This window comes from Myxococcales bacterium (assembly GCA_016703425.1).
Lineage (GTDB): Bacteria > Myxococcota_A > Polyangia > Polyangiales > Polyangiaceae > JADJCA01.
Genome location: JADJCA010000029.1, coordinates 475,029 through 495,099 on the forward strand (window position 1 = coordinate 475,029; position 20,071 = coordinate 495,099).

General features: G+C 68.4%; 15 protein-coding genes. 4 read left to right on the forward strand and 11 right to left on the reverse strand.

Translation table 11 applies throughout. The features are described from left to right. Nucleotides 1–153 precede the first annotated feature (153 nt). From IPG50_35515 to IPG50_35550, 8 genes are all read right to left on the reverse strand, one after another. Nucleotides 154–855: an alkylmercury lyase family protein gene (locus tag IPG50_35515; protein ID MBK6697455.1), complete on the reverse strand. Its 702-nt coding sequence runs from the start codon at nt 853–855 to the stop codon at nt 154–156. Next, nucleotides 855–2,447 carry a hypothetical protein gene (locus tag IPG50_35520; protein ID MBK6697456.1) on the reverse strand — a complete coding sequence of 531 codons (1,593 nt, stop codon included), beginning with the start codon at nt 2,445–2,447 and terminating at the stop codon, nt 855–857. Before IPG50_35520 ends, IPG50_35515 begins: the two co-directional genes overlap by 1 nt. Nucleotides 2,448–2,524: 77 nt before the next feature. Further along, nucleotides 2,525–4,147, reverse strand: coding sequence for a hypothetical protein (locus tag IPG50_35525; protein ID MBK6697457.1), 1,623 nt, complete (start codon nt 4,145–4,147; stop codon nt 2,525–2,527). After that, the gene (locus tag IPG50_35530) at nt 4,147–5,094 is read right to left on the reverse strand and encodes a hypothetical protein (GenBank protein MBK6697458.1); all 948 of its coding nucleotides are present in this window, start codon (nt 5,092–5,094) and stop codon (nt 4,147–4,149) included. The genes IPG50_35525 and IPG50_35530 overlap by 1 nt, the downstream gene beginning before the upstream one ends. Beyond that, nucleotides 5,094–6,542 (reverse strand): protein kinase, encoded by a 1,449-nt coding sequence (locus IPG50_35535; GenBank protein MBK6697459.1) that lies wholly within the window; start codon nt 6,540–6,542, stop codon nt 5,094–5,096. The genes IPG50_35530 and IPG50_35535 overlap by 1 nt, the downstream gene beginning before the upstream one ends. A gap of 81 nt (nt 6,543–6,623) precedes the next feature. Beyond that, nucleotides 6,624–9,734 carry an efflux RND transporter permease subunit gene (locus IPG50_35540; GenBank protein MBK6697460.1) on the reverse strand — a complete coding sequence of 1,037 codons (3,111 nt, stop codon included), beginning with the start codon at nt 9,732–9,734 and terminating at the stop codon, nt 6,624–6,626. A 9-nt stretch (nt 9,735–9,743) separates the two neighbouring features. Next, nucleotides 9,744–10,955: an efflux RND transporter periplasmic adaptor subunit gene (locus tag IPG50_35545; GenBank protein ID MBK6697461.1), complete on the reverse strand. Its 1,212-nt coding sequence runs from the start codon at nt 10,953–10,955 to the stop codon at nt 9,744–9,746. Continuing rightward, nucleotides 10,942–11,631, reverse strand: coding sequence for a TetR/AcrR family transcriptional regulator (locus tag IPG50_35550; GenBank protein MBK6697462.1), 690 nt, complete (start codon nt 11,629–11,631; stop codon nt 10,942–10,944). Before IPG50_35550 ends, IPG50_35545 begins: the two co-directional genes overlap by 14 nt. A 218-nt stretch (nt 11,632–11,849) precedes the next feature. On the opposite strand from IPG50_35550, the gene IPG50_35555 reads away from it, so the two are divergent. Next, nucleotides 11,850–14,438, forward strand: a complete 2,589-nt coding sequence (locus tag IPG50_35555) for an AAA family ATPase (protein MBK6697463.1) — start codon at nt 11,850–11,852, stop codon at nt 14,436–14,438. A gap of 71 nt (nt 14,439–14,509) precedes the next feature. Here the strand turns inward: IPG50_35555 and IPG50_35560 are convergent, their stop codons facing one another. Further along, the gene (locus IPG50_35560; protein MBK6697464.1) at nt 14,510–15,109 is read right to left on the reverse strand and encodes a peptidoglycan-binding protein; all 600 of its coding nucleotides are present in this window, start codon (nt 15,107–15,109) and stop codon (nt 14,510–14,512) included. Nucleotides 15,110–15,255: 146 nt separating this feature from the next. On the opposite strand from IPG50_35560, the gene IPG50_35565 reads away from it, so the two are divergent. Together IPG50_35565 and IPG50_35570 are read left to right on the forward strand one after the other, a co-directional pair. After that, nucleotides 15,256–16,494 (forward strand): lactonase family protein, encoded by a 1,239-nt coding sequence (locus tag IPG50_35565; protein MBK6697465.1) that lies wholly within the window; start codon nt 15,256–15,258, stop codon nt 16,492–16,494. A gap of 76 nt (nt 16,495–16,570) precedes the next feature. Then, the gene (locus IPG50_35570) at nt 16,571–17,443 is read left to right on the forward strand and encodes an alpha/beta fold hydrolase (GenBank protein MBK6697466.1); all 873 of its coding nucleotides are present in this window, start codon (nt 16,571–16,573) and stop codon (nt 17,441–17,443) included. A 4-nt stretch (nt 17,444–17,447) separates the two neighbouring features. Here the strand turns inward: IPG50_35570 and IPG50_35575 are convergent, their stop codons facing one another. Beyond that, nucleotides 17,448–18,341, reverse strand: a complete 894-nt coding sequence (locus tag IPG50_35575; GenBank protein MBK6697467.1) for a nitronate monooxygenase — start codon at nt 18,339–18,341, stop codon at nt 17,448–17,450. Between the two features lie 116 nt (nt 18,342–18,457). Between IPG50_35575 and IPG50_35580 the strand changes: the two genes are divergently transcribed. Beyond that, entirely contained in the window at nt 18,458–18,976 is a 519-nt protein-coding gene (locus tag IPG50_35580) for a hypothetical protein (GenBank protein ID MBK6697468.1), read from the forward strand. Nucleotides 18,977–19,007: 31 nt separating this feature from the next. Here the strand turns inward: IPG50_35580 and IPG50_35585 are convergent, their stop codons facing one another. After that, nucleotides 19,008–20,003, reverse strand: coding sequence for a hypothetical protein (locus tag IPG50_35585; protein ID MBK6697469.1), 996 nt, complete (start codon nt 20,001–20,003; stop codon nt 19,008–19,010). Nucleotides 20,004–20,071 lie beyond the last annotated feature (68 nt).

Below are 20,071 nucleotides of genomic sequence, written 5' to 3' on the forward strand. Positions count from 1 at the left end.
CCGCCATGGAGTCCTGCACACCGCGCGCCACGGGATGGCCGCTTGGATTGGCTGCAATCGTCGGCTCACTGTCCACGCCGTGGACAGCAGGCGCGACGCCGTGGGCAGACGCTGGGCTAGGCAGAAAGTTCGCGCGGAGCCTGCGACTTGCGCTCAGAAGAGCGAAGGCTCGTCGGCGAGCGACCAGATGGGCCCCGCGAAGCCGTGTCGTGCGAACATGGCAGCGGCCTCACGGGTCGACCACTTGGTCCACGTGACGTCCGCGTGGCGGGCGTACCACTCGCGCGCGAACGCCCAGACCTGCTCGATCGGTCGCACGTCACCCTTCGCGACCCCGCGAACAGCGCACCACGCGTCGACATCCGACTCGTCCCGGAACAGCAGCATCACCGAGCACGTGAATAGGACGTTGTCCCAGGCCCGCCGCATCGGAATCGGGAAGTGGACGACGAAGTCGGACTCGACAATGCGCCCATCCTCGATCCGGACCTCAACGGCGGCACCTAGTGCGCCGAGCCTCGTCTCGATGGTCGCGCTCCCTCCCGCGAGGTGGGCGACACCGAGTGAGCACCATGCGCAATTGCCCCACCAGCTTCGGGGTCCGGTCCGTACGACGAAGGTCGTCGGGGCCGCCGAGAACGGGTGCGCCACCCAGATCTCGTCGCTGTTTGGGTGAAGGACCACGCCATGGTGATCGGCAAGCGAGCGAAGTCCTTGCCGTACGGCCTTCTCGTCGCACGCAAGTTTGAGCGCCAGCGCCTCGACGGTGGGGGGGCGCTGGTCTTGGAGAAACGACGCCATGATCGCCGCGTGGAGCGTGGCGTCGTTTAGTTGCGCTCCCGTGCCGCCGCGCATCACTTGTCGACGTCGACGAGGCGAAGAAAGGCGACGTCGCGCTTGGTCCCTGCGGAGCCTGCCTCCATGGCGCCGACGGCGAGCACGCTGCCATCGTCCAGCGGCAGGAGGTAGCGGATGTCGAGATCGTTCTTCAGGTCGACGCGAACGATACCGGTCGGCGGGGCGAAGGAAGCGTCGATGTCCCCGCTTTCGGTCAGGCGCAGGATGATGCCGATGCGTCTCGCGTGGCCAGCCACGAGCATACGCTTGCTCGGCAGCTCCACGATGGCGCGCACGCCGCCGTTGTCCACGGCCGCCGCCAGCGCCGACCCTCCATCAGGCTGCGCACCGAAGGTGGGGTCCACGGCGCCGCCTGGAAGCGACACGCTCCACACGCTCGGAAAGCCGCCGGTCGTGCCGCCAAGAATGAGGCGGCCCGCCGTTCGAAGGAGAGTGCGGGCCGCTGAGTTGTTCCCGCCAACGCTCACGCCGCCGTCCGTCCCGAAAGCTGTGTCGGGCGCCCCCGATGCGAAGCGGTGTTGCACGAAGGCGATGTCGTTCTTTCGCGTGACGCCAGCCACGAAGACGCCCCCGTCGGGGTCCTCAGCGGCAGCGAGAGGGGCCAGGCTTCCCAGCGAGGTCACGACGGCGCTGCCGATGTCGCCTTCCGGGAACCGCATCATCGTGCCGTGCGAGTTGTTGTTGCCGATGTTCTCCGTGCTGAAGACGAAGCCGCGACCGGCCGTCAGGACCGCCGCCTGCGCGGGCCCGACTCCCGCGTCAACGAGCGCCGGCGTGTAGCTGGCTCCGGTGGCTGTGGTGGCCGCGAAAGCGCCGCCATCGAGCGTCTGCCCCACGACCAGGAAGCCGGCGTCGCTCGCGGCGATCTTTCGCAGCGCGCGATCGGTGTAAGGGTAGTCAGGGAGTGCGGCGCCGCCGTCGAGATGGCGCCGAGCAAACGTGTCGTTGTAGGTGAGGTACACCAGGCCGCCCACGCGAATGGCGGAGAGGTCCGCTCCGTCTCGCGAGACGTTTCCGGCGAGTTGAAAACTGGTCCCCGGCGCGCCGCCGTCTCCTAACCCGAGCTGCGCGACACCTCCCTTGCCGAACGACGTGTCGATGTGCCCCGTGATCGTGCTCACGACGACCTGCTCTCGCCGCCGCTCGTCGTCTTCCCCAATGATCTTGAGCACCGCTGGACCAAGCGTTGCTAACGCCGTGGCGGAGACGCGAAAGGACTTCGGTTGACCTTCCACCATGGGCACCAGCACGCCCGGCGGCATCGCGCCCGCGTCGGTGGTGAGATCGCTGACGGCGACCGATTCCTGCAATTCGACGGGGACCGACCACCGCAATCCGAGCGCTGTGGTCGACGTGTAGCCGCTGCGGGTCAAGGTGATGGCGACGTCGACGGAGCCACTCTGCGGCAGCACGCCGTCCTGGAGCGTCGACGCGACGACGAGGCCCGTTGAGGCGCTGTCGCTCGGCGCACCGTCGGTCGGCGTGGTGTCCCCTCCGGTCGCCGCGGCGTCGGCGCGCCTTTCCACGACGTCGCCGTCGATGCCGAGCAGCGTGGTGCAGGCCAGCGCGGCGAGGGCCGCAACGGTCACCAGTCCTACGGCTGTCCAACGACCCAGCATCCGACGCGTCCGTGCACAAGGAGCGGGGCTCGGGCCACCGCGCACCCTCATTGGTCTACCTCAACCAGGCGCAAGAAGACGATGTCCCGCTTGTCTTGCCCACCAAACGCCAAGGCCCCGATGGCGAGGACGCTGCCGTCGCGGAGCGGCAACAGGTACCGAAGATCAAACTCGCCGATGGTTTGGATGCGGACGAACCCCACCGGCGGCGCGAAGCTTTCGTCGACGCTTCCGCTGGCCGTGAGCCGTCCGATGAAGCTCCCCGCCTTCGAGTATCCGCCCACCAGAATCCGCTGGCTCGGAAGCTCGACGATGGCGCGAACGGCGCCGGGGCCAATCGCTGCGGCGAGCGGGCTGACGCCGCCATCCGGCGAGGCACCAAACGCACTATCGAGTTTGCCTGCGAAGTCGACGCTCCAAAGCGCTGGCGCTCCGCTCCGCGTCCCGCCCACAAGAATGCGTGCGGCTCCTCGGTGGACGACGCGTGCCACCGTCCCGCCGCTGCTGGAGAGGGCGACGCCCGCGTCTCCGAAGGCAAGGTCTGCCGCCCCTGTCGGCAAGCGCCGCTGTACGAAGCCGACGTTGAAGTTCTTCGTGACGCCGGCGACCAGGATGGCGCCGCCCACGTCGGCGGTGGCGCCGAAAGGCGCGAAGTTGCCCAACGTCTGAACCACGGCGCCGTTGACGGGGTCATCGCTGAAGGTCATCACGGTGCCGCGGGCGGCGGTGCCGCCGTCGTTGTCGGTGCTGAGCACGAAGGCCCGGTCACCACTCCACACGGCCGTCTGCGCGGGCCCAATCCCTGCGTCGGCTTGCGCCTCGATCAAGGCGCCCCCGTCGAGCAAGGCTGCGTAGGCTCGCGACGCCTTCTGGCCCACCACGACCACACCCGCATCGCTGACAGCCACGTGGCGGAACATGACACCGATGCCCATCGTCGAAGGCGACGCAGGGCCACCATCGAGCTGGCGCCGCGCCAAGGTGTCGCCAACGGTCAGGTACACGTGGCCGTCATCGGCGAGCGCTGCGCCGAGATCCGCACCCTCACCCGTGAGCAAGTTGCCCACTGGAAACGTGTTCGTTGGCGCGCCTAGACCGAGTGGACCGATGCCCAACTGTGCGAGGCCGCCTTTGCCGTAGGAGGTGTCGATGTGTCCCGTCACACGGTTCGCGACGACGAGCTCTTTGCGGCGGTCTCCGTCCTCCGCGATGATCTTGAAGTCGGCGGCGCCGCGGGGCGTCAAACTGGAGGTCGCGACGCGAAAGCGCTTCTCCTGGCCCTCCGTCAGGTCAACGAGGGCGCCCGGCGGGAGGGCGCCAGCGTCGTTCGAGAGATCCTCCACTAGCGAAAGCCCTGCGAAGGGCAACGACCACCGGAGACCGAGCGGCGTGCTCGCGGTGTAGCCCACGCGGCGGAGGGTGATGCCCACCTCCACTGCGCCGCCTTGGGCAATGGCCCCTAGCTCGAGGGTTGAAACGACGAGGAGACCCGACGCCTCGACGCCTGCCTCCACGGCTCCCGGAGCGTCTTGCTGCGGGGCACTGGCGTCGGTGCCCGTGGTTGCCGCCGGCTCGCGGACGTCGCCGTCGATGCCGAGCAGCGTGTTGCAAGCGACAGCCAGGAGTATGGCTGAAGCGGAGGCCGCCCGCGCGAAGGGTCGCCGACCCATCAGAAGGCGCCCGTCACGCGGAGCTGTTGCGACGAAAAGCCCAACGTGAGCGACTTCGCCGCGCTCCCGCGGGGCGCGGCCACGAAGAGCACGATGCCTGCGGTAGCGAGCGCGCCACCTGCGATGAAGGCCACGGTCGAGACGGTGCCCGCCGTTTGCGCATCGCGCAGCTTGCTCGCGTCGGCGCCGGCGGCGCTGCAATCGACACCTTCGCAGTGGGCGTCGCTCTTGTTGCCCACGGCGACGAGGCCGAAGGCGGTTCCAAGGCCAAGACCGACGACCCCCCCGGCCACGAGCCCGATGGCCAGCGGACGATAGGGGCGCGGCGCGTCGACCTCGCGAACCACCTCCTTCACTGGCACCTTGAGCTCAGGGACCGTGACGTCGGTGACGCCTGCGTCGGCCGCGATCGCGATCTTGACCTCATGCGCTGTTGCGCCGGGAGCTTCCACGCGCACGACGTGCTCCCCCGGGTCGACGGGAAGGCCGGGGCCCTCGGTGGCCGCTTCGCGGCCGTCGAGGCGCGCCCGCTGGTCGGGGCGAGGCGCGACAAACACGATGCGAAGCCTCGGGACGAGCTTTTCGAGCGCGTCAGCGCGCTCTGTGGCGGCGCGGAGGCGCTCCTGCTTGTTGCTGAGCTGCGCGACCTTGGCGACCTCGCGGAACAACGCCAGCGCCGACGCCGCGCGCCCGGTCTTCTCGTAACAGTCGGCCAGGTTGAACTGCGTCCCGATGGCCGGCTCGAGGCGTTGGCTCTCCTCGAAGAGGGGACACGCCTGCATCGCTTGACCTTCAGCGGCGAGCTTCTTTCCTTCCTCGTACAACTGCTCTGCGCGACCGCCGGCGGGCGGCGGCGCGGCGTTCTGGGCGTGGCTCAGGCTCGGCAACAACAAGGCGCAAAGCGCGATTGCCTGGAGTCGCCACGGTCCTGCTTCAAAAGCCTTCATCAGTCGAACCGATCGCTTCGCGAGGGTGCCGGCGGCACGACGGGGGCTGCGATTGGAGTGTCTGAGGTCGCCGGCCTAGCCGGGCGCGGGCCCCGCCTTGGCTCCTTGCGCTTCGTTGGCGTCGCGGTCTCCGTGGGACCGGCATCAAGCACAATTTCGGAGGCGATGCCGCTAGGGCTCGGCGACTCACTCGACGTGCCAACGGAGGCTGCTGCGGCTGCGGTCGTCGCGGGGGTCGCGGCCGCGTCGACCGCCGCCGTCGCGCTCAAGGGGCTAGCGGGCTCTGGGTGAGCCGCCGCGGGACTCCTCGAGCTTACGACGGACGCGGCGACGATGACCAAGCCTGCCGCCGCCAGGACAGCGCCCACGAGCACCAGCGGCCGACGTCGCGCCGGGAGTCCGGCGCCCGTAGACCACGCGCCTCCAGTCTTTGCCGCCTGCGTTGGCGCCTCTCCCAACGCAGCCGCAGGCGCGGCGGCCGGCTCCGTCATCGTGGCGAGTCGCGTGCTGTCGGGCAGCGCCGCGGAGCTTCGTCGAGCGAGGCGCATCGCTTGGCTTCTGTGCGCCTCGTTCGCGAGCGGTGCGAGCGCTTCGACCAACTCGCCGATCGACGCGTAGCGCCGCCCCCGCTCTTTCTCCAAACAGCGGGCGACCACCGCCGAGAGCCGTTCATCGACGTCGGGGCGCACGGAAGCGAGCGTCGGCGCTCCGCCGCCGCCGAGCACGCGCGCGCCGAGTTCCGCAACGGTGTTCGCATCGAAGGGGGGCTCACCGGCGACGAGCTCGAAGAGAATAACCCCGAGGGCCCAGATGTCGGCGCGCGCGTCGACGTCGCGAGCGGCCGTGAGCTGCTCCGGTGACATGTAGAGCGGCGAGCCCAACATGCTCCGCGACTTGGTCATCGACATGTGCTCGTCGCCGGCGCCCAGGAGCTTCGAGATGCCGAAGTCGAGGACCTTGACGACGAGCGTGCCGTCTTCGCGCTTCGCGAGGAAGAGGTTGGCCGGCTTGAGGTCCCGGTGAACGATCCCCTTGGAGTGCGCCTCTGCGAGCGCTTCGGCCGCCTGCAGTACGTAGCCGATGGCGTCCTCGGCGGGGAGGCGGCCGTGAGAGGCGAGCAAGGCCCCCAGGTCGACGCCCGAGAGAAGCTCCATGACCATGTAAGGCTGTCCGGAAGCGAGCGTCGTGACATCGTGCACGCGTGCCACGTGCTCGCTCTTGATCTTCACCGCTGCGCGGCCTTCGCGCACGAAGCGTGTGACGACCTCGGGCACCTTGGCGAGCTCTGGCAAGAGGACCTTGATGGCTACCTTCTCGTCGAGATGCAAGTGCGTGGCCGCCAAGACGATGCCCATGCCGCCTTCACCAACGATTCGGTCGATGCGGTACTTCCCGTCGAGCGTCTCGCCGACGCGCGGCACGCCATCGGGCCAGGATTGATTGGGCACTTGCGACGACAAGGGGAAGTCGGGGAAGAATAGGCGAAGCTCGCCGCCGTTGGAATTCCTCTTCCGCTTCAGCCCTATTGGCTACTCGGCAGGCTGCGTGCTCGGCGTCTTCGCGGCGCCAGCGCCGCGACCAAAGAGCTTCGCGAGCCGCGCCTTGCCACCCTCGATGCCCAGATAGAACGCGGGCACGACGATGAGTGACAGGAGCGTGGAGCTGATGACGCCACCGATGACCGCGATGGCCATGGGCGCGCGGAACTCGCTGCCATCTCCGTTCGAGGTCGCCGTCGGCAACATGCCGAGGATCATGGCGGCGCTGGTCATCAGAATCGGTCGGAGTCGCTCCGGGCCGGCCTCGAGAACGGCTTGCATGGGGGTCTCGCCGTGCTCGCGCACGCGAACGAGCGCGCGATCGAGGAGCAAGATGGCGTTCTTGGTCACCAGCCCCATGAGCAAGATGATGCCGATCATCGCGCCCATGGCCATGGTCACGCCGGCCATGAACAGCGCGACGATGGCGCCCACGAGGGCGAGCGGGAGCGTGAGCATGATCGTGAGCGGGTGGATGAAGCTCTCGAACTGCGAGCCGAGCACGATGTAGATGAAGACCACGGCGAGCGCGAGGGCGAGGCCCATGCTCTCGTTCGACTCGTTCATCTGGCGCACTTGGCCGTCCAAGTGGAAGCTCGCACCCGGCGGCATCGGAATCTTGGCGAACTCGGCCATCATCTCCTTCTGGATGTCGCCCAAGGGCCGGTTCAGCGGAAAGGCCCAGATGACGATCTGCCGCTCGCGATCTTCGCGCTCGATCACGTTTGGGCCCTCGCCACGATCGACGGAGGCGATGTCCTTCAAGGCAACGGGGCCCTTCGGCGTCCACACCGTCATCTTCAGGATGTCCGCGGCCGTCGCGCGGTCTGTGCGCAAGAGGCGCACGCGAATCGGGATCTCGTCTTTGCCCTGACGAAGCTTCGAGGCCTCTTCGCCTTCGATGGCGGTGCGGAGTGTCATGGCCAGCTGCGAGACGGGCAGGTCGGCTTGCGCCGCGCGGTCGCGGTCGATGGCCACCTTGAGCTCGGGCTTTCCGGGCGTGTACTTCACGGCCACGTCGACGATGCCGGGCGTGCGCTTCAAGACGTCGCCGAACTGTCGCGCCAGCGGCGCCAGCTCTTCGTAGGTCGACGCGCGCACCTGCACCATGATGGGCGCCTCGGTGGCGGCGCCTTCCACGAACGGCGGATCGGAGATGGCCACGACAGCGCCTTCGATGGAGCGCGCGGCCTCACGAGCCACGGCCTTGAGGGCGACGATGCCCTCTTTGCGCTGACGCTTGTTCACCGTCACGATGCGCCACTTGATCTTGTTGCTCTCGCCGTCGAGCCCCAAGGTCGAAAAGACTGTCAAGAAGCGCTTGTCGCTAAGCAATTGCTTCTCCGCCGGCGCCGCCAAGCGCATCGACTCCTCGAGCGACGTGCCCGCGGGGAGCTCGACGTCGACCACGAACTGGCTTCGGTCTTCGGCGTTAACAAACTCGTTGCCCATGAGACCCATAAACTGACCCATTCCGACGAAGGAGGCGATGGCGAGGCCGCCGACGATGAGCTTGTGGCGCACGGCCCAACCGAGGGAGCTGCGGTAGAGACCTTCGAGCGCGGCGAAGAACGCAAGGAACGGCGCCTTGAGTTTTGCGAAGGGATCGACCGCGTTCTTGTCGTGGGCCTTCGAGAAACGACTCGACAGCATCGGGTCGAGGGTGAAGGCCACGAAGAGGCTCATCATGACGGCCACCACGATGGTGAGACCGAACTGCCGGAAGAACTGCCCGACGATGCCGTCCATGAACGCGATGGGCACGAAGACGGCGACGATGCTGAGCGTGGTCGCGAGCACCGAGAGGGCGATCTCCTGCGTGCCGCGCAGCGCCGCCTCTCGCGGCGGTACACCGCGCTCCAGGTGTTTGGAGATGTTCTCGCGCACGACGACGGCGTCGTCGATGAGCAGGCCGATGGCCAGAGACAGCGCCAAGAGCGTCATCATGTTGAACGTGAAGCCGAGCACGTACATGACGAAGAAGGTCGACACGACGCTCGTCGGGAGGGCGACGGCGCTGATGAGCGTCGAGCGGAGGTCGAGCATGAAGAGCAAGATGACCAAGATCGCCATGGCGCCGCCGAAGACGATGGCCGTCTCGACCTCGTGGCGGTTCTCGCGGATGAACTGCGACTGGTCGATGATGAGGCTCGCCTTGTAGCCAGCCGGGAAGGTCTTCTCCACCATCGCGAGCTTTGCCTTGACGGCGTCGGAGACCGCGACGGTGTTCTTGCCTGACTGCTTGACGATGTCGAATGCGACGGCCGGCTCACCGTTGGAGCGGATACGGGTCTTGAGGTCTTCGTACCCATCGACGACCTCGGCGACCTCGCCGAGACGAACCGCCGAGCCGTCTTTTGTCGTGGCCACGATGAGCGCACGGATCTCGTCGACGTTCTTGAACTCGCCGACGGTCCGCACGGCGACTTCACGCACGCCCTCGTCGAAACGACCGGCTGGCACCGTGAGGTTCTGCGCCTTGATGCGCGCCATGATGGCCATCGGGCTGAGGCCCAAGGCGTCGATCTTGGCGAGGTCGAGGTCGACTTGAACCTCACGCTCGGCGCCGCCCTTCACGTCGACGGATGCGACGCCGTCGACCTGCTCGAGGGCTGGCTTCAAGACGTCTTTGGCGAACTTCGCGGTCTCCGGGAGTGAGCGTCCGCCGCCGGCCAGCGTGTAGGTGAGCACCGGCGCCGCGCCGACGTCGAAGCGGTTCACCGCCGGCTCCTTGACCTCCTGGGGCAAGCGGAACCGCGTCTGGGCGACGCGCTCGCGGACCTCTGTTGCTGCTTCTTGCAGGTCGCGTCCCAGCTTGAAGATGATGAGCGTCTGGCTCATGCCTTCGCGGGAGAACGTCCGCACGCGGTCGATGCCGTTGAGCGACACGACGGCGTCTTCGACGGGACGGGTCACGAGCGACTCGACCTCGCTCGGCGACGCGCCTGGGTACGCGATGTTCACGACCACGACGGGGAAGTTCACGTCGGGAAAGAGGTCCGTTCCGAGCCGCGTGAAGCCCACGTAACCGAGGACCATGAGGGCGAAGGTCACCATCACGGTGAAGACGGGCCGCTTGATGGCGATGGCCGAGAGGTTCATGGCCGCTCCTTATTTCGCGACTTCGGCTTCGTGTTTTTCGATGACGTCGCCGTCTTTGAGCTCCGGGTCGGCGTTCACGATGACCACGTCACTCGCAGCGAGCCCTTCGCGGACGAGCCAGTTGCCTTCCGTGTCGGTCCCATGAACGACGCGCGCGAAGCGCGCGCGGCCTCCCTCGAGCTTGACGACCTCGGTCTGCGAGCCGGGGCGCCGCGCGGCGGCGGGGACCTTGAGGGCTGAGACCTCAGCGCCGCCGTCGATCTTCGCGCGCACGAACGCGTAGGCCAAGAGCGGCGCCTTCGGATCGTTGGGCACCTCGACCTCGACGGGAGCGCGGCGCGTTCCCTGGTCGAGCGACGGAACGAGCGTCGTGACCTTCCCCGTGACGGTGCGGTCGCGCATCGTCACGGTGACGGGCATGCCCGTCTTGATGATGAGCGCGTCGTCTTCCGACACGCTGACGCTGAGGCGGAAGCGCGCGTGGTCTTCGACCCTGATGAGCGGCGCGCCGCCGCCCACCACGCCGCCCGGCGACGTGGGCGCTTTGGTGATGAGGCCGTCGAAGGGGGCGGTGATGACGCGGTTGCCGACGCCCGTTTGAGCGAGTCGCGCCGTGGCGCGGGACGCTTCGAGCTGCGCCTTCGCGAGCGCGACCTGTTGCTTGGCTTGTTCGCCTTGCGCTTCCGGGAGCGCCTTCGAGCGGACGAGCGCGTCGGTGCGCCGGAGGTTGTCTTCCGCCATGGCGAGGCTCGCTTCGGCGGCGCGCGACGAGGCCTCCGCTTGCCCCACTTGCGCGGCCGCGCTGTTGCCGTCGAGCACGGCCAGGCTCGCGCCGCTCTTGACGACGTCGCCAATGGCGACGTTCACGCGCAACAGCTTGCCGCCCATCTCGAAGCCGACGTCGGCGCTGCGCCACGGCTGCAGCGAGCCGGTGACCTCGACGCTCGGTCGAACCATGACGGGAACCGGGCGGGCCGTCTTGGACGTGGGCTTCTGCGTCGAGGCCGCCTGGGCGGTGACGCGCTCTTTCGCGACGGCGGCCTGCTTCTCGTTTGCCTGCTTCACGCGGACGCCGAGGGCGAGCGCGAAGGCCACGCCCAAGCCCACGGCGGCGATCGCCACGATTCGCTTGTGACCTCTGGGGGCCTCGCTGCCCGCCACACCGGACGCCTCTGGTTGCGTGGCCGCGCCTTCGGCCTTCGATGCATCAAACGCTTTCATGTCGTCCTCGCGGTCGGCCTTTGATAGTGACCGACGGGTTTCTCTCTGCCGCTTGGCGTCGTTCCGACGCCTCTTGGTACGAACTTGTTCCGAGGCCACGCACGAAGGCGGCCTGCGTCTCTAGGAGCCAGGTGGCGATGGGCGGCTTCTTGGGACTCGCCACGAGCTTGTGCACCAGCTCGTGGTAGGCGCCGCAGAGCAGCACGGAGACCAACTCGGAGTCGACGTCGGCGCGAAACGCCTCGGCGCCCTTGAGTGCGTCGATCCACTGGGCGGTGCGCGTCTCGACGTCCTTGCGAAAGGCCTCGAGGAGGTACGCCTGAGGGCCCTGACATCCGCCGAGGATCGCCAAGGTGGCGCGGTTCTGCCAAAAGAACTCAAAAAGCTCGATGTCCTTGTCGAGGCAAACCTGAAGGACGTCGTCGGCTTCGCTCGGCAACTCGTCGACGTCGCAGGCCTCCGACACCACGGCGGCGCAGCGCGCCAGGAACGACTCGACGACGGCGCGCAGGGCGTCTTCCTTGCTGTCGAAGTGCAGGTAGAACGCGCCTTTCGAGACGTGGGCGCGGCGCGCGATCTCTTCCACTTTTGCGGCTGCGACGCCGCGCTCGGCGAAGACGGCCTCGGCCGCCGTCAGGAGAGCGATTCGCGCGTTGGGATCAGCGGTTCGGGCCATGGTTAATTGACCGGCGAGTCATTATTGGGGCTGTCGGCTGTTGCGGCAAGGGTCGGCGGCGCCCGCGTGGGCTCCTCTATAGAGCCAGAGTCACGCCTGATAAGTGCGCCACGAAAATGTCGGTCGTGTGGGATCCTGCGGGATCTTCATGAGGTTGCGAGGGGTGCCGCCTTCTTGGCCCACCTTCTCCCACCATGCGAGGGTCGACGCGCTCCATGATGCGAACCAAAGATCGTCTGACGGTCCCGCCCACCCCTGGCAGTCCGGCTTCTGGCAGCCACGGCGCTCTCTCCCTCTTGCGCCGCCTCGCGGATGATCTCGCCTCGTCGCGTGGTGAACGCACGACGACCGGTCACCTCCTCTCCGCCGTGGCCATGACCGAGGGAATGGCCAGCGATCTTCTCGCCGAGCGCCGTCTTGACGGGGAAGTGCTGCTCAAGGCGGCGCGCGTCCTCACCGACGACGGAGAGGGCGCCGTCGGTCGGGCCCTCGAGCGTGCGCGCGCGTTTGCGCTCCGTTCGACGACGCGCGAACCGAACGCGCTGCACCTGCTCTTCGCGCTCTGCCATGAGCGCGGCACCGCGTCTTACCGCACGCTCGAGCAATGTGGCGTCGACGTCTCGAAGGTTCGCGCGAGCGCGATGCAACTCGCCATGGGGCTCGTCGCGCCGCGGCGGCCCTCGGCGCGCGAGCAGACGAGCGCACCGCGGGCGCCCTTCGCGCCGACTTCGTTGCTGAGGAGCGAGGCGCCGCAGAGAGCGCCGATTCCCGTCGTGCGGCCCGCGCCGCCGCCATCGCGCGTGCCCGTCGTCCAGGCGCCTTGGCCGCTCGGCGCGCCGCCCGTGGACGCCGCGTCGGCGCCGCCCCCTTCGTCGGTCGTCGTCGCGGCGCCGCCGAAAGCTCCGGCCCCCGTTCACTCCCGCGAGGCGCACCCTCGCAGCAAGGCCAAGGCCTCCGCGGCAAAGGCCAAGAAGGTCATCAAGGACGAAGCGCGTTTCGCCATCGACGCGAAGATCGCCCCGCTGCTGACGCAGCTCGGCAAGAACCTGACGCTCCTCGCGGCGCGCGGCGAGCTCGATCCGGTCGTCGGTCGCGAAGACGAGATCGAACGCATTCTCGACGTGCTAGCCAAGCGCGACGCGCGAAACCCCTGCCTCGTTGGCGTTCCCGGCGTCGGCAAGACGAGCGTCGTTCGGGGCCTCGCCACGAAGATCGCGAACCTCGCCCACGACGCCGTGACAGGGCTCGACGACCGCATCGTCATTGAGATCGAAGCCTCGGCGCTGGTCTCGGGGACCGGCCTTCGCGGCGCGTTGGCGGAGCGCATCGTCCAGCTCAAGAACGAGATCAAGGCGACGGGCTCGCGGGTCGTCCTGTTCTTCGACGAGATCCACACGCTCTTTGCCGACGCGTCCGACGAGGGTGCCACGGAGCTCAAGAGCGCGCTCGCGAAAGGCGAGCTGGTTTGCATCGGCGCCTGCACGCGCGAGGAGTGCCGCCGCTTCATCGAGTCGGACCCCACGCTGCTCCGGCGCTTCTCGGTCATCGAGATCGAAGAGCCATCGCGCGAGGACGCCTTCCTCTCGATCGAAGCCGTCGTGCCGGCCTTCGAGCGCCACCACGAAGCGGCCTACTCCAAGGAGGCGATCGCCTGCGCCATCGGCTGGAGCATTCGTTACGTGACCGGACGCGCCCTTCCCGACAAAGCCATCAGCATCCTCGACCTCGCGGGAGCGCGCGTCCGGCGCCGCGGCGAGCGAGAGATTCTTCCGGAAGACGTGGCCGACGTGGTGTGCGAGCTCGCCGACGTCCCTCGCGAGCGGCTCCTTGAGACCGACGGCGATCGCATGCTTCGCCTCGACGCGCTCCTTGGCGAGCGGGTCGTGGGTCACGTGCCCGAGCTCCAGAAGATCGCCGGCGTACTGCGCCGCAACGCTTCGGGTCTTCGCGGCAAACGGCCCATCGGCACGTTCCTCCTCTTGGGGCCCACCGGTGTGGGCAAGACAGAGACCGCGAAGGCCATCGCCGAGAGCCTGTTCCACAGCGAGCTGGCCATGACACGCCTCGACATGTCCGAATACGCCGAGCCTCACGCCATCGCGCGGCTGCTTGGCGCGCCGCCTGGCTACGTCGGACACGAGAGCGGCGGGCAGCTCACGGAAGCGGTGCGGAAGCGCCCGTATCAAGTGATCTTGCTCGACGAGATCGAGAAGGCCCATCGCGACGTGCTCGAAGCGTTCCTTCAAGTCTTCGACGAAGGCCGCATGACCGACGGGCGCGGCCGAACGGTGGACTTCACCAGCACCGTGCTCGTCTTAACGTCGAACCTCGGCGCCGAGCGCATCGGTCCGTCGTCGGCTCGGCGCGGCATCGGCTTCTCCCCGCAACGCGAGTCGCAGGTCGCGGCGGACGTGAAGGCGACGCTGCATCAAGCGGCGCGCGAGGGGCTTCCGCCGGAGCTCTACAACCGCATCGACGAGGTCCTGTCCTTCGGACCGCTCCTCCGCAGCGAGGTCGGCGAGGTGGCCCGCCGCATGCTCGCGGGCTTGGCCGACACCCTCGCCGAGGGCCGCGGTCTCCGGCTCGACATCGCCGACGCGGTCATCGAAGCGCTCCTCGACGAGGGAGGCTTCGACGTCACGCTGGGCGCGCGGCCGATGCGGCGCGCGATCACGCGGCTCATCGAAGCGCCGCTCTCCGAGTTGCTCTTGCAGGGGCGCACGAACCCCGGCGACGTCGTTCTGCTCGACGTCGAAGGTGGGCACGTTGTCGTCGACATCGCGCGCGCCGCCAAGGCGACGGCGTAGAACGAGCTCTGCGAGACGGAGTCGCGGGCGGTCACCGCTTTGGCGACCGCCCCGCTGCTCCGGAGGTCGCTTCAGAAGATGCTCTTCACCGTGCTCCAGATCGACTTGCCAACGTTCGAGACAGCCTCTCCCGCCGAGTGAACGGTGCCGCTGATGGCGTCGCCGATCTTGGCGACAAAGGAGGGGTCCGCGGCCGGCGCGGGCTCCGCTTGCGCCGCTTCGAGGGCCGCCGCGTCGACCTCCGGCGTGGCCTCAGTGACGACAGAAGCCTCGATGTGCTCGACCGTGATCTCCTGAAAGCCAGGCACGAGGGCAAGCGTCTTGGGGCCCGCGAGGCCGTCGACGTCGAGGCCGTTTTCTCCTTGGAACTTCTTCAGCGCCGCTTCCGTTCCCGGACCGAAGGCGCCGTCGGCCTCGATGCCGAGACCCGCTTGAAGCTTCCGAACCATCTCACCGCGGATGCCCTTGTGGAGCAAGACGAGCTCGTGCAGCCCCATCTGCGTGAACGTGTCGGGGCCCGCGATGCCATCGGCCGAGAGTCCGTTGTCGGTCTGGTACTGAATGAGCGCCGCTTCGGTCCCCTGACCGAAGATGCCATCGGCGCTCACGCCGAGCTTGCCTTGAAGGATCCGAACGGGCTCTCCCGAGAGTCCACGCCTGAGCATCGCCATGGGGCTTACCTCGCTTGCTGGAGAGGTTTCCAGCGAGGCGCATCGTGGTCGCGTACGAGCGACGTCGCAAGGCGCGGCGTATGTTCAGCGCGAGAGCGGCGGCCCTTCTCGAGCGCCGCTTGGCGCGCGGGCCACCGTGAGGCAAGATGACCCGGTTGCACCGCTCGTCCTCACGCTCTCTCGCAACCCTCGCGCTCGTTGGCGCGGCGCCGATGCTCGCGGGTGTGGCGTGCAACTCGGAGTCAACGATAGCAGGCGGCGCCGCCACGGCGCCCTTCGATGCGAGTGCGTCGCCCGGCGACGCGACGCTGTCGAACGACGGTGGTCGCGGAGTCGCCAGCGACGGTGCTTCGCAAGATGACGCCGCCACGAAGGGCCCGCTCTTCGGTTTCGTCGGCGCAGGCGACGGCAAGATCCGCGTCTACGACGTGAGCGACACGACCGGCGCCTGGTCGCTCAAGCGAGAGTCGAACGTCGGCGGCCACCCGTCGTTCCTCGCGTTCGACCCTTCGCGTCGACGCGTCGTCGCCACCGACGAGAGCGGCGGGCTCGTGCGCTCCTTCGCCTTCGATCCAGCGACCGGCGCCCTCTCGGCGGTGAACGAGCGGTCCGCGGGCGGCGCGGGCACGACGCACGTCTCGTTCGACCCCGCGGGAACTTGGGTCATGGTTGCAAACTACACGGGCGGCAACATGTCCATCCTGCCCATCGACGCGGCCGGCGTCTTGGGCCCCCCCGCCGACACCAAGGCCTCCGGTGAGAAGTCGCATTGGGCTGGCACCAACCCTTCGGGCACTCACGTCTTCGTGCCGGCGCTCGGTACCGACGCCGTGTCGCAATACATCCTCGACGGCAGCACCGGCACGCTGACATCAAACGGCGTGGCCCCCGTGCCCAAGGGCGCAGGCCCGCGGCACCTCGCCTTTCATCCGTCGGAGAAGTGGGCCTACTTGATCAACGAGCTTGCCATCAGCGTGACCGCGATGGACTTCGACAAGGCGAGCGGCAAGCTCACGGCCAAGGGCACGACGTCTGCGCTACCGGCTGGCCAGGGAGCGGCGGGGGTGTCGGGGGCCGAGATCGCCCTTCACCCGAGCGGCAAGTTCGTCTACGCGTCGACGCGCGGATACAACTCCATCGCCGCCTTCCACGTGGCGCCGACGGACGGCGCGCTCACGCTCGTCGCCAACGTGCCGACGGGCGGCGACCGCCCGCGGAGCTTCGGCATCGACCCGGGCGGCACGCTCCTCTTCGCGGCGAATCAAGTCGCCGCGGCCATCGTCGGGTTTCGCATCGACAGCGCGAGCGGCGCCCTGACGCCGCTCGGCAACGTCGTTTCGAGCGTCCCGTCGCCGACCTTCGTCGGCCTCGCGCGCATGCCTTGAGGTGAGCTGCCGCTTGCGCGGGGGCTGCTACCGACTAAGTAGTCGTGGCAACGCCGCGACCCTGATGAGTCCCTCCATGAAACCATCCGCAACGTGGGCGCCGCTCAGCCGACGCGCCCGCCTAGGCGGGGTCGATTTGCACTGGGTTGAAGCGGGAAAGGGCACCCCCGTCGTTCTGGTCCACGGATTCACGCGCAGTCACCGCGTGTGGATTCCCGTCGCCCGTCGCCTCGCCAAGACGCACCGCGTCTTCGCCGTCGACCTGCCGGGGGCCGGCGAATCGGGGCGAGCCGACGCGCCTTACACGCTGGAATGGAACGCCGAGTGCCTCGACAAGTGGCTCGACCACCTTGCCGTGGGCCCCGTTGACGCGGCCGGGCACTCGTACGGCGGCGGAGTACTTCAGTGGCTGTTGCTCGTGAACCGCGCGCGCATTCGGCGCCTCGCACTCGTCTCGTCGGGCGGTCTCGGCCCCGATGTCGCGCTCTGGCTCCGCATCGCGTCGCTGCCCGGGGTGCTCGATCGCGCGCTCGATCCGATGGTGTCGGTGGCCCGCGCCGTTCTCGCGCGGTGGCCGGCGCGTCCGCTCAAGCTGGCGCGCTCGTGGCTCGTCGACAATCAAGCGCGAGGCACCGGGCGCGCCCTCGGTCGCTCGGTGCGCAACGTCATCGGGCTCCGCGGGCAGACGCGCACGTTCTACGATCACGCCGCGCGCGTGGCCGAGCTCCCTCCGATTCGCATCTTTTGGGGCGCAGACGATCGAACGATCCCCGCGGTGCATGGGGAGCGCCTCGCAGCGGCGCTCTCTCATTGCGACTTCGTGCGCTTCGCGAACTGCGGACACTCGCCGCCGCGGGAGCGCGCCGGCGAGCTCGCCCGCGCACTCGCCGAGTTCTTTGCCGCCGAGTCGTTGCCGACGCCTGTGCTGCGTCAGGCCACGTGGACCTAAACGGTCATGCGCCCATGGCGCGGTAGGCGTCGTGGGCCTCGCGGGCGAGGTCTTCGACGATTTCAGAGATGGGCTTGACGGCGTGGATCAGCCCGACGCCCTGGCCAGCGCTCCAAATGTCCTTCCAGCGCTTTGCGCCTTCGGGGCTGTGATCAGGCGTGAAGCCTTCGGGAACGGTGTCCTTGAAGAAGTTCGCGTGGATGCCCGAGACGGCGTCCGTGTAGACGATGTCTTCGGGGCCCGCCGAGACGACCTTGTCTTTGTACGCCGTCGCCGCGCCGCATTCGGTCGACGCGATGAACCTCGTGCCGAGGTAACAAAGGTCCGCGCCGAGCGCGAGGCTCGCCACGACCTGACGGCCATCGGAGATGCACCCCGCTGCCAAGATGGGCACGCCAAGCTCGGCTTTGAGCCAGGGCACCAGCACGAAGGGGGAGATTCGACCCGCGTGACCGCCGGCGCCGGCGGAGACAGCGATGATGCCGTCGACGCCTGCCGCGACGGCCTTTTTTCCGTGGGCGAGCCCGATGACGTCGTGGAACACGAGCCGGCCGTGCTCATGGGCGCGCTTCGCGAGCTCCGTGGGGTTGCCGTAGCTCGTGAGCAAGACCGGCACCTCGAACTCGAGACACAGGGCCATGTCGGCTTCCACGCGCTCTTTGGCCGTGAGACCCATGGTGATGTTGATGCCGAAGGCGCGATCGGTGCGGGCCCGGATCCACGCGAGGTCTTCGCGCAGCTTCTCCGCCGTGCGCGCGTTCAGTGAAGGCATGCAGCCCAGGATGCCCGCCTCGGCGCACGCCACGATCATCTCCTTGTTGGAGATGAGGAACATCGGCGCAGCGACGAAGGGGTATTTGAGACCGAGCTTCTTGGAGAGGGGCGTCGAGAGATTCATTCGCCGCCATGTTAGCCGAGCGTGGCCCGCGTCGTGGTGACGCGATGCGCGGGCACCTGCCGCAATCGCGCGCCAACCGCCTTGAACTTCGCTCGAGCAAGCGCTCGAATCGAGCCATGCCGTTCCTGGAAATTCTCGACACGTACTTCCGCGGCGAGCGCGCCGAGAGCCTCTACTTCATCTTGCCGCTCGGTCTCGCGTGTTTGGCGTTCGCCGCCGCCGTCCTCGCCGCCGAGCGTTCGTCGTTCGTGGTGGGCGTCGCCGGCGTCTTCGTCGTGCTCGGCCTCGTGCTATCGGCCGTCGGCGGCGGCGTGGGATTTCGGACAGCGAGTCAGGTGACGACGCTGCACAAGGAATTCGACACCGATCGGGCGGCCTTCGCCGTGAAGGAGGGCGCCCGCATGGAAAAGGTCAACGCGAATTGGCCCGTCTACCTGGCGACCTGGACCGTCTTTGCGCTCCTCGGGCTGTTGCTTCGCTTTGCAGTCCGCCATGAGCTCGCCAACGGCGTCGGCATCGCGCTCGTCTTCTTCGGCGGCGTAGGCCTGCTCATCGATGGCTTCGCCGAGCGCCGCGCGAGACCGTACACCGAGGCCCTCTCGGAGCTTCGTCGCGAGACCGGAGGCGGGCGCTAGCGCAGGCGAGCGCGCGAGCTAGCCAAACGGATCAGAGCGTGGCTTCGAGTTGCTGCTGCGCCAGCTCGAAGGCCTTCGAGTTGTTGTCGGCGGGCTTCTTCACGGCCGCCGGTCGCGCCGGCGGCTCGAACCGGCTCGGCGCGCGGAACGACGGCGCGCTGGACTTTGCTGCTCCGGGCGTTGCCGGCTGCACCTGAGGCGCCGCCGCTTGAGGCACCTTAGCGGGAGGCGCGGCAGGCATCGTGATCGCGACGGGCGTGGGCTTCACGGCGGCCGGCGGCGGCGCCGCCGCGGCGATGGCGGCTGCGAGCGGCAAGGGTGCGCTCACGGGCGCGATGGGGCGCTCGGCAGCGCTGCCGCGAAGGAGCAGCACGACGAGCGAGGCGCCGGCGAACGTCATGGCCGCGACGGCTCCGCCCCAGAGCCACTTGGTTCGGTTCTGCTTCGCACGCACCTGCCGATTGATTTCACCGGCCGACGGGATCGACATGCGCGGCGCCGCCGGTGGCGGGGCCACCTCGGCCGCGGCGGGCCGCGACACGGGGCGCATGGCGGGAGCCGTATCCATCGGTCGAACACGCGTCATGTCGCGCGGTGGCAAAGGCGCCGGCGCCGGCGGCCTCACCGAGGCCGACGCCACGGGACGCGCTTCGCGGAGCTCGTGAGCGTCGTTCAACGATGGGCGGCTGCGGCGAAGCTCGCGGCTAATGTTCGCCTCGATCTCGTCGATCGACGGCGCCGAGCGGCGCGGCGCTGGTGTTGGCGCGGCGGCGACGGGGTCGCCACGACCGCGCACCACGGTGGTGTCTGTGTCCGTCGCCGGTCGCGACGTGCGGGGCGGGGCGGTGCTCCCGAAGGCCTCGTACCCGGCCGGCATCGCCATGGTGCAATCGCGATCGGAGACCTCGCCCTCGTACTCGTTCGCGGCCTGGGAGCGCGGTCGCGGCGCGAGTCGTTCGCCGCTCTCCGACGGGTTGGGGGCTCGGAATCCGTCCGGTCGTCCGCGAGAAGCCGCTCCGTTTCGCACTCGAATACCTCCTGGGCTCGAGCGCGCCGCCGCCGCACCCGAGGCTTCACATCAGCATTCGGAATCCA